At 60.3% G+C, this 15,117-nt stretch carries 12 protein-coding genes; 8 read left to right on the top strand and 4 right to left on the bottom strand.

The annotated features are described in order from the left end of the window. Window positions 1–234: 234 nt before the first annotated feature. The 4 genes from MHX61_RS11340 to MHX61_RS10045 form a co-directional block, all read right to left on the bottom strand. Window positions 235–366 (bottom strand): hypothetical protein, encoded by a 132-nt coding sequence (locus MHX61_RS11340; protein WP_255717690.1) that lies wholly within the window; start codon window positions 364–366, stop codon window positions 235–237. A 72-nt stretch (window positions 367–438) separates the two neighbouring features. After that, window positions 439–627, bottom strand: coding sequence for a hypothetical protein (locus MHX61_RS10055; RefSeq protein ID WP_239194542.1), 189 nt, complete (start codon window positions 625–627; stop codon window positions 439–441). A 669-nt stretch (window positions 628–1,296) separates the two neighbouring features. After that, the gene (gene groL / locus MHX61_RS10050; RefSeq protein WP_239194540.1) at window positions 1,297–2,943 is read right to left on the bottom strand and encodes a chaperonin GroEL; all 1,647 of its coding nucleotides are present in this window, start codon (window positions 2,941–2,943) and stop codon (window positions 1,297–1,299) included. Between the two features lie 233 nt (window positions 2,944–3,176). Beyond that, complete coding sequence (locus tag MHX61_RS10045) at window positions 3,177–5,147, bottom strand: OPT family oligopeptide transporter (protein WP_239194538.1); 1,971 nt, start codon at window positions 5,145–5,147, stop codon at window positions 3,177–3,179. A gap of 228 nt (window positions 5,148–5,375) precedes the next feature. On the opposite strand from MHX61_RS10045, the gene MHX61_RS10040 reads away from it, so the two are divergent. The 8 genes from MHX61_RS10040 (at window position 5,376) to MHX61_RS10005 (ending at window position 15,096) form a co-directional block, all read left to right on the top strand. After that, a complete protein-coding gene (locus MHX61_RS10040; protein WP_239194536.1) occupies window positions 5,376–6,743 on the top strand; it encodes a M20/M25/M40 family metallo-hydrolase in 1,368 nt (455 codons plus the stop codon). A 363-nt stretch (window positions 6,744–7,106) separates the two neighbouring features. After that, complete coding sequence (locus MHX61_RS10035) at window positions 7,107–10,088, top strand: Na+/H+ antiporter subunit A (RefSeq protein WP_239194533.1); 2,982 nt, start codon at window positions 7,107–7,109, stop codon at window positions 10,086–10,088. A 1-nt stretch (window position 10,089) separates the two neighbouring features. Continuing rightward, entirely contained in the window at window positions 10,090–10,590 is a 501-nt protein-coding gene (locus MHX61_RS10030) for a Na(+)/H(+) antiporter subunit C (protein ID WP_239194531.1), read from the top strand. Beyond that, window positions 10,583–12,409 (top strand): Na+/H+ antiporter subunit D, encoded by a 1,827-nt coding sequence (locus MHX61_RS10025; protein WP_239194529.1) that lies wholly within the window; start codon window positions 10,583–10,585, stop codon window positions 12,407–12,409. Before MHX61_RS10030 ends, MHX61_RS10025 begins: the two co-directional genes overlap by 8 nt. After that, window positions 12,402–12,929 carry a Na+/H+ antiporter subunit E gene (locus MHX61_RS10020; RefSeq protein WP_239194527.1) on the top strand — a complete coding sequence of 176 codons (528 nt, stop codon included), beginning with the start codon at window positions 12,402–12,404 and terminating at the stop codon, window positions 12,927–12,929. The genes MHX61_RS10025 and MHX61_RS10020 overlap by 8 nt, the downstream gene beginning before the upstream one ends. After that, entirely contained in the window at window positions 12,929–13,204 is a 276-nt protein-coding gene (locus tag MHX61_RS10015) for a monovalent cation/H+ antiporter complex subunit F (protein WP_005325614.1), read from the top strand. The genes MHX61_RS10020 and MHX61_RS10015 overlap by 1 nt, the downstream gene beginning before the upstream one ends. Continuing rightward, entirely contained in the window at window positions 13,201–13,581 is a 381-nt protein-coding gene (locus MHX61_RS10010; protein WP_179387013.1) for a monovalent cation/H(+) antiporter subunit G, read from the top strand. Before MHX61_RS10015 ends, MHX61_RS10010 begins: the two co-directional genes overlap by 4 nt. Window positions 13,582–13,596: 15 nt before the next feature. Further along, on the top strand, window positions 13,597–15,096 hold the full coding sequence (locus tag MHX61_RS10005) for a glycosyltransferase 87 family protein (protein WP_239194525.1): 1,500 nt from the start codon (window positions 13,597–13,599) through the stop codon (window positions 15,094–15,096). Window positions 15,097–15,117: the final 21 nt, after the last annotated feature.

The raw sequence follows: 15,117 nt of genomic DNA, 5'->3' as shown, positions 1-15,117 counted from the left end.
CGACAACGCTATCCCAACCGAGTACGAACACTCGATAGGAATCAGAAAAGGCCCCATGAAGTAACTAACCGTGTACCCGCCCGCGACACGCCGAGCGGACACACATTCTGCTACTTAACCCATTTTCGCAGTTACCCCTGCCCCCAATTGAGCAATAAAACAAAAAGAAGGCCTACCGATTCGGTAGGCCTTCCTTTTTCAGCGAGCGTTAAAGCTCAGAGCTGAAAGATGTTCTTATGCGAACATGCCGAGCAGCTGGGAAGCGCCCTTAGCAATCTGAACGAGCGGCTCGATCAGGGTTGCGTAGATGTTCAGGTCGTTTGCGAACTCGGAAGAACCGATTGCGAAGTTAATGAAGCCGTCCATTTTATCTCCTTAGGACTAGTATTTGAAGATTGAAGATCAGAACCTAAAAGGCCCCGATGAGAAGTAAATGAATTACTTGTTCTCAGTAATCAGGGAAGAGGTGCCTGGGAAGAAATCAGCTGCCTCAGGCTCGGAGGACAGGAAGTCGAAGGCCAAGATGGTGTTCTGGAAGAAGGAACCAACGTTGCCCAGGACCTTGCCCCAGCCTTCCCAGGTGTCTACGAAGTTGTCGAGGTGGGTGATAACGTTAGAGAGATCCATATTTGAACTCCTAAAATAGATCCGAAGCTTTTGCCGCGGAGGGGTTTGCAGTTTGCAGACACCCTCAGTGGGCGTCACATGATTTATTTTGGCACAAGTTTGGACGAAATCAAGTCAAATTCGCATGAACGTTCCGACACACTGGCAACTTGATAAGGATGGGGTTATAAGTTATGGCAGTCATTAAAAACTTTTTACCCCAACTCAAAGTCCACTGAACTGGGCTTTTTCGCCACACCCCAAATAGATAAGTGAATTAAAACTTAACACTGTAACGCTTTTCCGTGTAACGAACGATAGATAGGCCTGAAACTCCACCCCTGAGAGCGAAAAACTTTTATAAATTTCTGCCCTTCAGTTACCCCTATACGGGGTCACTGGGGCGCATGGTTCAGGTGTTAAAAGCTGTGGCGGTAATTGTTAAGCCATTAAACACGGTAAAGGTCCAGGGTATCCGTTAACCTGCAGACCAGATCGAAACCAACTATGACAAGCATTTTCGGACAGGTTTCTCGCATAGACGGGACATCGCCATATCGCATCGCTCAAGCAAGACAGTGCAGACACGCGGAAGCGCCCTGCTCATGCGCTCTAAAGCACACTAGCAGGGCGCTCAAAAGGGGCTAGGAGGCTCTGAGAGCCGTATCCTAGATCTTATCGGGGCCTTATCTAGAAGCCCATGCCGCCCATGGCATCAGCATCCGGCATGCCGTTGTTGGCACCGGCTGGCTCAGGCTTATCAGCAACAACAGCCTCGGTAGTCAGGAACAGAGCTGCAATGGAGGCAGCATTCTGCAGGGCGGAGCGGGTGACCTTAACCGGGTCATTGATGCCAGCCTCCATGAGGTTGACGTACTCGCCGGTAGCAGCGTTCAGGCCTTGGCCTGCCGGCAGAGAGGCGACCTTATCGGCGACAACGCCAGGCTCCAGGCCAGCATTGTGCGCAATCTGCTTCAGCGGTGCAGACAGAGCCTCGCGGACGATCTTGACGCCGGTAGCCTCGTCGCCCTTGAGGTCATCCAGGGAATCCAGGACAGAAGCAGCCTGCAGCAGCGCTACGCCGCCGCCGGCAACGATGCCTTCTTCCACGGCAGCCTTTGCGTTGCGGACTGCGTCCTCGATGCGGTGCTTGCGCTCCTTGAGCTCGACCTCGGTTGCGGCGCCGACCTTGAGGACGGCAACGCCGCCGGAGAGCTTAGCCAGGCGCTCCTGCAGCTTCTCGCGGTCGTAGTCGGAGTCAGAGCTTTCGATCTCGGCACGGATCTGCTTGATGCGGCCGTCGATCTGCTCCTGGGAACCAGCGCCCTGAACGATGGTGGTCTCGTCCTTGGTGACGACAACCTTGCGTGCCTGGCCCAAGTACTCGAGCTCGGCGGTCTCGAGGGAGAGGCCGACCTCCTCGGAGATGACCTGGCCACCGGTGAGGATGGCCATGTCCTGCAGGGTGGCCTTGCGGCGGTCGCCGAAGCCCGGTGCCTTAACCGCAACGGACTTGAAGGTGCCACGGATCTTGTTCACAACGAGGGTGGACAGGGCCTCGCCCTCAACGTCCTCAGCGATGATGAGCAGCGGCTTGCCGGACTGCATGACCTTCTCCAGCAGCGGAACCAGGTCCTTGATGTTGGAGATCTTGGAGGAAACCAGCAGGATGTACGGGTCCTCCAGGACTGCCTCCTGGCGCTCCATGTCGGTGGCGAAGTAGCCGGAGATGTAGCCCTTATCAAAGCGCATGCCCTCGGTAACCTCAAGGTCAACGCCGAAGGTGTTGGACTCTTCCACGGTGATAACGGAGTCCTTGTTTACGGAGCCGTTGCCCACGGTGTACATGGCCTCGGCGATCTTCTCGCCGATGGCCGGGTCAGCAGCGGAGATGCCAGCGGTGGTAGCAATCTGCTCCTGGGTTTCTACTTCCTTGGCGGAAGACAGCAAGGAGTCCACAACCTTCTTGGTTGCGGTCTCGATGCCGCGCTTGATGCCCATTGGGTTGGAACCTGCGGCTACGTTGCGCAGGCCCTCACGTACCAGAGCCTGTGCCAGCACGGTTGCGGTGGTGGTGCCGTCGCCTGCGACGTCGTCAGTCTTCTTGGCAACTTCCTTGACCAGCTCGGCGCCGATCTTCTCGTAAGCATCCTCGAGCTCGATTTCGCGAGCGATGGAAACACCGTCATTGGTAATGGTCGGGGCGCCCCAGGACTTTTCCAGGACGACGTTGCGGCCCTTGGGGCCGAGGGTGACCTTGACGGCGTCGGCAAGCGTGTTTAGGCCGCGCTCAAGGCCGCGGCGGGCCTCTTCATCAAAAGCGATAATCTTTGCCATTGTGTTTGTGCTCCTTGGTTTATTGAGGACGACACTCACGTCTTTCTCGCTGCGGACGCCCGCGACGGCATGGCTGGTGAGTGTGAACCAACCTCAACCACAACGAAGTAGATTGATCTAGCACTCATACTGTGCGAGTGCTAACGACCATTCTGGCACTCTCCCACCGCGACTGCAAGAAAAAATGGCGCCCCCGCGAAGGGACGCCATTATATTAAGGAATGGATCAGAAACTAGGAGCTCTTCACCGTGCGCTTGGTCCAGCGGTAGATGAACGTCAGCGCGATAATAAAGAGGATCACGCCCACCACGGTGGCGGAGGCACCACCCTCAAAGATTTCCAGCGGGCTCTCGCCGCCCGCGGCGGCGATGATGCCGGCGTTGACCACGCCAAAGAGGGACTCACCCACAATGAGGCCGGTGGCCAGGAGGGTACCCATACGCTTGGCAAACTCCGGGTGGGATTGCTTCGCGGCCCACTTGTCATAGAAGGTGCCCAAGATGGCACCAATGGGGATGACGATGGTCAGGGCGGCCGGTAGGTACATGCCCATACCGGCGGCCAGCGGGGACAGCGAGTACTTATCGGTGAACTTGCGCAGGAGCTCGTCAATAATAATAAGGACAGCGCCAATGGCCATACCGATGAAGATAAGGTTCCAATCCAACGAGCTATCGAAGATGCCGGAGGCAACGGAGGACATCAGGGCCGCCTGCGGGGCGGCCAAGGCGTCTTCGCCAGCGCCTTCCATGCCTTGGAAGCCGAAGCCATTGAGCATGACCTGCAGAATCGGCGGGATGACCAGGGAGCCGAAGACCACGCCGATGATGAGCGCTACCTGCTGCTTCCACGGAGTAGCGCCGACGAGCTGACCGGTCTTGAGGTCCTGCAGGTTGTCATTGGAGATGGTGGCAATGCCAAAGACAATGGCCGCGGTGAAGAGCGTATAGGCCACCAAAGACAGAGGATCCGCGGTGGTGCCGCGGGTGACGGCCGCGATGAGCAGCGAGGCGGCGAGCACGGCGATGATGCCGATGGAGGAAATTGGCGAGTTAGACGCACCAATCAGGCCGGCCATGTAGCCACACACGGAGGCGATAATCAGGCCTACCAGCAGGGTAAAGAGGACGGAGACGGTAATGAGCACGGCCATGTGGTCGTGAATATCGGTACCGCGCACAAAGTCCCACAACAGCAATGCGATAGGCACCATGAACGCCACGATGGTGGTGGCGACATATGGGAAGGGAATATCACGCTCGGTAACGTCCACAGCTGAGCCGGACTTGCGGGCGCGCGAGGAGGCTAGAGACTGACGGATGCCCACAGCAATGGGAGCGGCGATCTTCAGCAGGGTCCAAATGGCGGCGATGGCCATGGTGCCCACGCCGATGAAGCGGATGTCATCGGAGAAGGTGGTATCGACGACGTCGGCAAGCGCGGTGGCGCCCGTAATATCGCCGGTGGTGAAAATAGGCAGCAAGATGAAGTAGGAAATCACCACGCCTACCAGCATGGCAATGCCTACCGGCAGGCCCACCAGGTGGCCCACGCCGATAAGCGCGGTGGACAGGCTGGTGCCCAGGGTGGTCGCGCCAGCGCCGAGCTTGAAATAGGCGGTGACCTCGGAGGCGGCGGCCTTCATTGCGGTCAGCAGCGCCATGACGGCCGAGGTAATGCCACCCGCGACGATGACGCGCAGGCCCTTGGCATTTTCTTCCTGGCTGGTGCCGGAGGTATTTTCATCGCCCACCTTGAGGACCTCGGCCGCGGCGACGCCTTCCGGGTAGGGAAGATCGGAGCCGGTGACCAAAGCGCGGCGCAGCGGGATGGAATACATCACGCCCAGCACGCCGCCGATGATGCACACGCCGGCCGTCTGCACGAAGCCAAAGCCCTGCCAGTACCCCACCATCACCAGGCCCGGGAGGACAAAGATGATGGCAGACAAGGTGCCCGCGGCAGAGGCAATGGTCTGCACAATGTTGTTTTCTTTAACATTGTGGCCCTTGAACCGGCGCAGCACCGCCATGGAAATCACGGCGGCCGGGATGGAGGTAGCAAAGGTCAAGCCCACCTTCAGGCCTAAGTACACATTGGCGGCGGTGAAGATGAGGGTAATCAGGCCACCGATGATGATGCCGCGCAGAGTCAGCTCGGGCAGGGAGGCCTTGGAACCTGCGGCGGATGGTGCGTTCGCCATGCCAGGTCCTTTCTATTCTCGGCTATGAAAGTTTCTTATTTCACCCACGCAGCGGGCCGCAGCCAGCTACGTCCGTTTCTGCCTGTTTGGTACCGGTTTCTTTCCTCGGTTTGAGTCCGAACGGACAGAATCCGCACAGGGTGGAATGAATAAATTTTAGTTCACCACCCCAGCGTTTTCCTATTCCGGTTGCTCTATAGCTTGGGGCGGGCGGGTACCGTAGAGACCATGACTGCACTTAATGAAAGCATTCACAACGATCGCGAGACCATTTTCCGCCAGCTCAGCGAGCTCGTGGCCTTTAACTCCGTCCACGACGAGGCAGGTTTGGAAGACCAGACCAAGGGCGCAAGCCAGTGGGTTAAGTCCGCACTGGAAGAGGCTGGAGTGAGCGTGGAAACCATCACCACGGCCGATGGCTCCACCGCCATCTTGGGTGAGCGCAAGGGCGATGAGGGCGCCAAGACGGTACTGCTGTACTCCCACTATGACGTGGTGCCGGCCGGTAACCGCGAGGCTTGGGAATCCGATCCGTTCACCCTGACCGAGCGCGCGGCCGCCGATGGCTCCACCCGCTGGTACGGCCGCGGCGCCGCCGATTGCAAGGGCAATGTGGCCATGCACCTGGCCGCCCTGCGCGCGGTGGACAATAACGGCGGCACCAAGGTGAACCTGAAGTACCTCATCGAGGGCTCTGAGGAGCGCGGCGGCGAGGGCCTGTCCCAGCTCATCAAGGATCGCCCGGAGCTTTTTGCTGCCGACGCCATCCTCATCGCCGATGCCGGCAACGCCGCTGTGGGCCAGCCGACCTTGACCACGTCCCTTCGTGGCGGCGCGCAGATTGGCGTGCAGGTCGATACCTTGGCCTCCGCCGTGCACTCCGGCCAGTTTGGCGGCGCGGCACCGGATGCCGCCAAGGCGCTAATGCGCGCCATCGACTCCCTGTCCGATGAATACGGCCGCACCGTTATCGACGGCGTGGATACCACCGCCGAGTGGTCCGGCCAAGAGTACCCAGCCGAGGCCTTCCGCGCCGATGCGCAGCTGCTGGAGGGCACTAAGATCATGGGCGAAGACGACCCAGCCGGTGCCACCCCGGTGGCCAACATGGTCTGGTCCCGCCCGGCCATTACCGTGACCGGCTTTACCTCCACCCCGGTGTCAGAGGCCGTCAACGCCGTGCCCGCCACCGCTTCCGCGCAGCTCAACCTGCGCGTTCCGGCCGGTGCCGATGCCGCTGCGATTGCCGACGCCGTCTGCGATCACCTCCGCGCCCACACCCCATGGGGCGCCCACGTTAAGGCCGAAGTGCTTGAGGCCAATGCCGGTTTTGCCACCGATCCAGAAAAGCCCGCCGCTGCACTACTGGGCGAGTGCCTTTCCGAGTCCTATGGCACGGACACCGCCGCACAGGGCATGGGCGGTTCCATCCCGCTGACCACCGAGCTGCAAGAGGCTCACCCCAAGGCGGAGATCGCTCTCTACGGCGTGGAGGAGCCAAAGTGCACCATCCATTCGGCCAATGAGTCCGTCGATCCCACCGAGATCGAGAACATCGCTGCCGCAGAAGCGCTCTTCTTGCAGCGCTACGCCTAAGGACTCACCCCTCCCGGCCGCTGCGGCCGTCGCGGCTGCCACCGCTTCGGTTTAGCGGCTTGCCGCCAACTCCCTGCGTCCCGAACCGATGGGATGCGGGGTTTCTTTCTGCTCTAAGACGGCCCGAAATAGCGGCATATAATACAGTGCACAAAATTTTTCCTTTCAAAGCCGTGGAAGAACCGGTAAAGTGGCAAAAAGTTGGCCCCGCGCTCGGCCATGTTGCTTGCACTGTGCCGCCGCGGCGTACTCAACGGCGCGCGGCTCGTGAATGTTCTCGCCTCTCGTCAGTTGTGTGCTCGTGGTATTCGCGGCAGCGGGGTATAAGAACGTGACACAACCATAAGGAGCGTAGTAACCAACGTGCTATTACTTCTGGGTGCTCTCATCGCCGCAACCGTGGCCGCACCGCTACTCATCATGCGGATGGGGCGCCCGGCTTTTGGCATTCTGGCACTGGTTCCCGCCGCTGGGTTCGTATGGACACTCGCGCTTTTTCTGCGCGGAACGTTCAAGGACGGCGGTGGTGTGGACTACACCGTGGCTTGGATGCCGTCCGCGAACCTAAGTTTTGACCTGCATCTGGACGGTTTGGGCGCCCTTTTTAGCCTGATCATCTTGGGCATGGGCGCACTGGTACTGGTGTATTGCTGGGGCTATTTCGATGGCACGCGGCGGCGCTTAGCGATGTTCGCCGCACAAATGGTGGGCTTTGCCACCGCCATGTTTGGGCTGGTGGCCGCGGATAGCTTCCTGCTGATGTATGTGTTTTGGGAAATTACCTCCGTGCTGTCTTATCTCTTGGTCAGCTACTACGCGGAGCGTGCCTCTTCCCGCCGCGCCGCGCAGCAGGCACTCATGGTCACCGCACTGGGCGGGCTGTCCATGCTCATGGGCATCATCCTGCTCGGACGCCAGACCGGGGCGTGGACCTTTAGCGATATCGCCGCCTATCAGCACTTTGCCCAGACGCCATTTGTCACAGTCGCCATCGTGCTCATCTTGGCGGGCGCGCTGACGAAGTCCGCAATCGCGCCGGCACACTTCTGGTTGCCGGGTGCGATGGCGGCGCCGACTCCGGTCTCGGCCTACCTGCACTCAGCAGCGATGGTAAAAGCCGGAATCTACTTGGTCGCGCGCTTGGCCCCCTCAATGTATGAGGTCGCCACCTGGCACGTGGTGGTTATCTCCCTTGGCGTATTTACCATGCTGCTGGGCGGTTGGATGGCGCTCAAGCAGCGCGACCTGAAGCTGGTGCTGGCCTATGGCACCGTCTCCCAGCTGGGGTTTATCACCTCCATCGCGGCCGTGGGCTCGCGCGAGGCCATGCAGGCTGGTCTCGCGCTGACCTTTGCGCACTCGCTATTTAAGGCCGCGCTCTTTATGGTCGTCGGCACTATCGACCACTGCTCGGGCACGAGGGATATCACCAAGCTTTCCGGCTTGGGCCGCAAGGAGCCGTTCCTCTTCGGCATTGCGATCATCTCTGGCCTGTCCATGGCTGGCGTCCCACCGCTCTTTGGCTTCGTGGCCAAGGAGGCCGTGCTGGAAGCCACCATGCACGAGGAGCTACTGGCCGGCATGCCGCGCAATATGATGCTCGTGGCCTATGTCCTCGGCTCCATCCTCACCATGGCTTATACTCTGCGCTTCTTGTGGGGTGCCTTTGCTACCAAGCCGGAGGTTAATGGCACGGAGCCAGCAGAGGCCGTCGCCAAGATGCATCCCGTCACCATGGGGCTGTGGCTCTCCCCCGCCGTGCTCACTGCTTTAACTGTGGCGCTCGGCGTATTCCCCAAGCCACTCTCGGCGGCCTTTGACCAGCACCTCAATTCCACCTTCGACCCCAAGCCACATAGCGAACTGGCATTGTGGCATGGCTTTAACGTGGCACTGGGCCTCTCGGCGCTCATTATCGTTGCCGGTATCATCCTGCACTGGCAACGGCAGGTGCTAGAAAAATGGCAATTCTCCTACCCCGCTCTGGGCAATGCGAATGATGCCTATGATTCGGTCATCGCTCATCTGCGCAAGCTCTCGCTGCACACGACGGCAACCACGCAACGCGGTTCCCTGCAGCTGAACTTGACGGTCATCTTTGCCACGTTGATGCTGCTACCGCTAGCCATGCTCATTAAAGGTGACCTCACCGATATCCGCATGATCGTGGCGGAAAATCCTTGGCAGGTAGTGGCCGCCTTCATCATCATGGTGGCCGCTGTGGCCGCTACGGTAACCGATAATCGCTTGTCCGCCGTCATTATCGTTGGCGTAACCGGCTATACGCTTTCCTTCATATTTGCGCTGCATGGCGCTCCGGATCTGGCGCTTACCCAGCTGCTGACGGAGACCATCGTGATGGTACTTTTCATGCTGGTGCTGCGCCGCATGCCGGCCTCCACCGAGTGGAAGCAGGATCCCAAAATGGGGCGCCTACGCGCGTGGCTTTCGGTGGGCACGGGCCTGACGGTAACCGTGGTGGCGATGTTTGCCATCAACGCGCGCCAGTCCAAGCCCATCTCTGAGTTCATGCCGGATCTGGCCAAGGAGATTGGCCACGGCGCCAATACCGTCAATGTTTTGCTGGTGGACCTGCGCGCATGGGATACCTTTGGCGAGATCACGGTCATCATCATCGCTGCGTTGGGCGTGGCCTCTCTGATTTATCGCACCCAGTCCTTCGCCCGCGCGAGCCGCCGCCCCACCCTGCAAGTTACTGGGCGGCGCTGGCTGGCAGCCGGCGTGGAATCAGAGCAGGCGCTCAACCGTTCGCTGATGATCGATGTCTCTACCCGCGTACTCTTCCCGTCTATGGTCGCGATTTCCTTCTATTTCTTCTTCGCGGGCCATAATGCACCAGGTGGCGGCTTCGCCGGTGGCCTCGTCGCCGCGCTGGCTCTTATCCTGCGCTACCTGGCTGGCGGGCGCGCAGAGCTGGATGAAACCCTGCCTATCGACGCCGGCCGCACCATGGGTACCGGACTCTTCCTATCCGCGGTGGCCGTGGTGGCCCCAATGTTCTTTGGGCACCCACCGCTTACCAGCGGGTACACCTCGCCGGAGATTCCGCTCATCGGCAAGGTTTCGCTGCCTTCGGCGTTGGTATTCGATGCGGGCGTCTACCTCATCGTCGTGGGCCTTACGCTCTACATCCTGAATTCCTTGGGTGCCAAGTTGGATGAGGAAGAGGAAATGCGTAAGCAGCGCGCCCGCGATCGTGCCCGCTCGCTGGCCCGGCAGCAACGCCAACGCACCGCCAAGCAAAAGGCGCAACGGGCGCAACGCAAGGAAAAGAAACAAGCCGCCACAGCAAGCACAGCCGCGACAACAGGAAAGGAGAAATAAAATGGAAGCCAACCTCTTCCTCCTCCTGGCCGCGGGCGTACTCGTCGCGGCAGGCGTCTACCTGCTGCTGGACCGCACCATGACCAAGATGATGTTGGGCTTGTTGCTATTAGGCAATGGAGCCAACCTCTTCCTGCTGCAGTCCGGCGGCTCGGCCGGTTCCCCGCCTATCGACGGCCGCGAGTCGGAGCCTTACGGCGCCGAGATTGCGGATCCACTGGCGCAGGCGATGATTCTTACCGCCATCGTTATCTCCATGGCACTTACGGCCTTCATCCTTACGTTGGCCTACCGCCAGTACCGCTACCGCACGGACGATGTCATTGAAGATGACGCGGAGGATACCGCGATTGCGGCTAAGGCTGCGCGCCCTGGCAATGTGGCCGCCAACCCAGACCACGATGCGTCCAATGATCCGACCACGGGCCGCGCCACCAAGCAAGGCGATAACTTCGGACCCGAATCCTTCGAGCAACCAGTAAAGGGGGCCGACGATGAGTGAGACCGTACAGCCGCTTGTCGATGTCCTCTTTCCCTACATCGGCTACCTCATTCCGCTGCCCATTATCATCCCGGCGGTGGCCGCGGCCCTCGCCTTGATTTTTTGCCGCATCCCCAATGCGCAGCGCCAGATCGTGTTCTTCTCGCTGCTCATTACCGCAGTGGTTAATGCCATCCTCATTCTCATTGCTGATTTTGAGGGCATCCAAACGCTACAGGTAGGTGGCTGGGACGCCCCAGTGGGCATCACGCTCGTGGCGGATCGCCTCTCTGCGGTGATGCTCTTTACGTCCTCCGTGGTGCTGTTTTCTGTCATTTGGTACGCCATTTCCCAGGGCGTGCGCGATGGCACCAAGGACGAGCCGGTGGCCGTCTTCTTGCCCACCTACATGCTGCTGACCATGGGCGTTAATATCTCCTTCTTGGCAGGCGACCTCTTCAATCTCTACGTGGGCTTCGAGGTCTTCCTCGTGGCGTCGTATGTGCTGTTGACCCTGGGTGCCTCGGCCGGTCGCGTGCGCGCCGGTGTGGGCTACGTGATGGTGTCGATGGCCTCGTCCATGATTTTCTTGCTCGCGTTGGGCTTTGTATATTCCTCCGTGGGCACGATGAACATGGCGCAGATCGGCCAGCGCATGCAGGACATCCCGGAAGGAACTCGCACCGCCATCTTTGCCACGCTGCTCGTCGCCTTCGGTATTAAGGCGGCCGTGGTTCCGCTGGACGCCTGGCTGCCGGACTCGTATCCCACAGCGCCGTCGCTAGTCACGGCCGTATTCGCCGGCCTGCTGACCAAGGTGGGTGTCTACGCCATCATCCGCGCCCGCACTTCCGTCTTCACCGCTGGTGGGCTCGATACCGTGCTCATGTGGGTCGCCCTCGCCACGATGTTGGTGGGCATCCTGGGCGCAATTGCGCAGTCCGATATTAAGCGCCTGTTGTCCTTTACCCTGGTCAGCCACATTGGCTACATGATTTTCGGTGTTTCCCTCGGCACCGCCCAGGGCCTGTCCGGCGCCATCTTCTACGCCGTGCACCACATTCTGGTTCAAACCGCGCTATTCCTGGTGGTCGGACTGGTTGAGCGCCAGGCCGGTACCTCGTCGCTGCGCCGCCTGGGTTCGCTGATGTACTCGGCCCCGCTGATCGGAATTTTGTATTTCATCCCGGCCATTAACCTGGGCGGTATCCCACCGTTTTCCGGATTCTTGGGCAAGGTCATCTTGCTGCAGGCCGGTGCTAATGAGGGTTCCTGGATGGCATGGGTGCTCATCGTCGGTGCGGTGGTTACCTCGCTGCTGACCCTCTACGTCATGATGCTGGTGTGGGCCAAGGGCTTCCAACGCGACCGCGCCGATGCCCCGGAAGGCAACGTGGCTCTCGCGCGCCCCGCCCCGCTTTCCGATATCACCGATGAGGTGGAATTTTCCGCCCGCCAGGATGTGGGCCGCGTGCCCTTTGGCATGATTGCTTCTACTACCCTGCTGGTGGCCGCGTCCACCTCCATTACCTTCCTGGCCGGCCCAATGTCCGGCGTGACTTCCCGCGCTGCCGAATCCGCACAAGATACTTCTATCTACCAGTACGCGGTATTGGGCGACCGCGCGGATGATCCCACCCGCCACCTCAACCAGAAGGAGCGCTACACCGGCGGCGCGGACTCCTATGAAAATCGCCGCAGCCCCTCCCCTGAGGCGGAGCCTCCGGCCTCACCGGACTTAGATGCCCGCACCGACCCAGAAGCCGGTGGCCGCGATTCGCATTCCACGGATGTAAAGTCCCCGGACGCCGCCAAGAGGAAGGATATTAGCGATGACTAACACGCGCTTTTCCGGTCTGCGCCACCGCTTCCGCCCGTGGTTCATCGTCTGGCTGGTAGTCATGTGGTGCATGCTCATGGGCGAGGTCACCGTGGGCAACCTGGTGGCAGGGCTTATCATCGGCGTCGTCATTGTCTTTGCCCTGCCGCTGCCAGCCATGCCTATCACCGGCATCGACGTCTCTTGGGGCAAGCTCATTGTGTTCATGCTCCGCTGGTTCTGGGAGTTGTTCTACGCCTCGCTCAAGGTGGGCTGGCTGGCCGTGCGCCCGCAGCCGGTGCCCAAGACCGCCATCTTGGAGCTGCCCATGCGCTTGGATAATGAGTTCGTACTCTCCCTGGCCGTAACGCTGTATAACCTGCAGCCAGGCGGCACGGTGACCGATATCGACATTGCCAACCGCATGATTACCGTCCATATCTTAGACGCCCGCGATGAGGCCCAGATTCAGCGCGAAATCGGTGCCGTGGCCCACCTTGAGGCCTCATTCATCGACATCTTTGAAAGGAGCCACCCCTAATGGATCCGCAGATCTATAACGCGATTTTGCTGGTGGCCGCCGCGCTGCTGGTGGTCTCCTTCCTCATCACCGTCTGGCGTATTGTCACCGGCCCCAATTCGCTGGACCGCTTGGTGGGCATGGATGGCTTTACCGCGATGTTCCAGTGCGCGCTGGCTACCTATATGTGCTGGTCACTTAACACGACCGTGGTCTCAGCCATGCTGGTCATTGCGCTGCTGGGATTCATCTCCACCGTATCCGTCACCAGGTTTAGGAAGAGGGATAGCCAATGAGCTGGTCCTTTATTGCAGATGTACTCTCGCTCATCCTCATTATTGGCGGCAGCGTCCTCACCTTGGCCGCAGCCATCGGCATCGCTCGGTTCAAGGACACGATGTCTCGTGTACACGCGGTAAGCAAGCCACAAACCACAGGGCTTATCCTCACCATCCTCGGCGCCATCATACGCATCACTGGCGCGGAATCCTTCAGCGTAGCCGAGCGCGGGGATTTAGGAATACTCGTTTTGCTGGTACTGTTTGCCATGTTCACTAGCCCGGTAACCGCGCAGCGCACCTCACGTATTGCACGCCGTGAGGGTCTGTACGGCACCGAGGAATCCATGTCCCGCAACGACCGACCCGCCGCGAAGTCGCTGCGCCGCAAGTAGGAGACGCTTTTCACCGTGAAAAAGCTTTATGGGCTTCCCACTATGGTGGCTTTGCTCGCCGCTCTTATCGGCGTCATCGTCTACCGCTTCAGCATCTTCGACGGCAATAGCGCTTTTGTGTGGCGCGTTCCCCTGGATCTGAAGATTTATTGGCTCGCCGGCGGCGAGGTGGCCCAAGGCGCGGACCTCTACGATAACGCCTATATTGGCGACCTGCCTTTTACCTATCCACCCTTTTCCGGCACTCTTTTCACGTGGCTTTCCACGCTTGCCGACGCCCCCTTGATCCTCCTCTGGCAAGGCGGCACCGCCCTCGCCTTGTTCACGGTTATTATGCTGGTCCTGCGCGAGCGCGGCCTCAAGCTCTCCCCGGCAATTTGGCTGCTGGGCATCTTGCTGCTGTGCTGCACCCCGGCGAATGAACCGGTGCACGGCACCTTATTCTTTGGCCAGATCAACATCTTTTTGATGCTGCTGGTGGCCTTGGACATCCTCCCGCGCAAGCGCGCTCTTCCCGGCATCGGCATTGGTTTGGCCGCGGGTATGAAGCTCACCCCGGCCTATATGGGTCTGGTCTTGCTCTTCCAGAAGCGCTGGTGGCAAGCGATCATCGCCATCCTTACCTTCGCGGTGACCGTTGCCATTGGTTTCGTGACCATTCCGGATGCCGCCGATTTCTGGACCGACGCTATCTTTAAGTCCTCCCGCGTGGGCGAGCACACCAACCCAGGTGCGCAGTCCATTCGCTCGGTGATGGTCCGCGCATGGGGCATCGATGGCGGCTGGATCTGGCTCGCCGCCGTGGTCGTGGTCTTCATCTTGACCTGCCTGGCGCTGCGCACCGCGATGAAGCACCGCAATAAATCCGCCGCACTCGCGCTTGCCGGCATCAGCTCCTGCTTGGTCTCCCCCTTCTCTTGGTATCACCACTGGGTGTGGACGGTGCCGCTGGCCGTCGTCGTGCTGGTTGCCGTCAACCAAGGTCTGGGCAAGCGCCTGCCCGGCATCCTCGGCGCGCAGGTCGCTGGCCTCGTGTCGGTGCTCGCTATGTGTGCGGTAACCATGCCGTTTATCTCCGCACCCGTGTGGCTATCTGCGGCTAGCCGCTCGCTCAACCACTGGGATCTGCAGCCGTGGGGAACGTTGGCCTTCACCGGCGCCGGCGTCCTCTTTATCGCCTTCTACGCGGTGTGGGGTTTTATTCCTGGCAACCAGCCGGAAGAGGAAGCGCCCGCCCCGGGCCGCCACCACTTACCTGCGCAGCCCACTGGCGCAAAGCCCGCTGGTGCGCAACCTGCTTCCGCGGAGGCCGGGGCACTCCCGGCGCGCTCGTTTAATACGGCAGCTACGAGCCGGAGGGGCCAGGGTCATCCACGGGCAGCGCAACCCGTCAGCGATGAAACGGCAGAAATGCCCGCGGTAGGGCCGGAAACCCGCGCGTTCCCGGCGGCTCAGGACATCACCGATATCCCCGATATCCCGGCCTACGGTCGCCATTCACGCTCCGAGGACTAGCCCCGGGCCCGCCTGCCCGCC

It is taken from the genome of Corynebacterium sp. ACRPF (assembly GCF_022347395.1).
GTDB classification, from domain to species: Bacteria; Actinomycetota; Actinomycetes; order Mycobacteriales; family Mycobacteriaceae; genus Corynebacterium; species Corynebacterium tuberculostearicum_D.
The sequence above is the reverse complement of the archived record's forward strand: the minus strand, read 5'-3'. Positions and strand labels throughout refer to the sequence as shown.

Coding starts and splice junctions, on each gene's coding strand:
- MHX61_RS10020 (WP_239194527.1), top strand. CDS start 12,402: ATGACTAACACGCGCTTTTCCGGTCTGCGCCACCGCTTCCGCCCGTGG.
- MHX61_RS10055 (WP_239194542.1), bottom strand. CDS start 627: ATGGATCTCTCTAACGTTATCACCCACCTCGACAACTTCGTAGACACC.
- MHX61_RS10015 (WP_005325614.1), top strand. CDS start 12,929: ATGGATCCGCAGATCTATAACGCGATTTTGCTGGTGGCCGCCGCGCTG.
- MHX61_RS10010 (WP_179387013.1), top strand. CDS start 13,201: ATGAGCTGGTCCTTTATTGCAGATGTACTCTCGCTCATCCTCATTATT.
- groL (WP_239194540.1), bottom strand. CDS start 2,943: ATGGCAAAGATTATCGCTTTTGATGAAGAGGCCCGCCGCGGCCTTGAG.
- MHX61_RS10025 (WP_239194529.1), top strand. CDS start 10,583: ATGAGTGAGACCGTACAGCCGCTTGTCGATGTCCTCTTTCCCTACATC.
- MHX61_RS11340 (WP_255717690.1), bottom strand. CDS start 366: ATGGACGGCTTCATTAACTTCGCAATCGGTTCTTCCGAGTTCGCAAAC.
- MHX61_RS10045 (WP_239194538.1), bottom strand. CDS start 5,147: ATGGCGAACGCACCATCCGCCGCAGGTTCCAAGGCCTCCCTGCCCGAG.
- MHX61_RS10030 (WP_239194531.1), top strand. CDS start 10,090: ATGGAAGCCAACCTCTTCCTCCTCCTGGCCGCGGGCGTACTCGTCGCG.
- MHX61_RS10040 (WP_239194536.1), top strand. CDS start 5,376: ATGACTGCACTTAATGAAAGCATTCACAACGATCGCGAGACCATTTTC.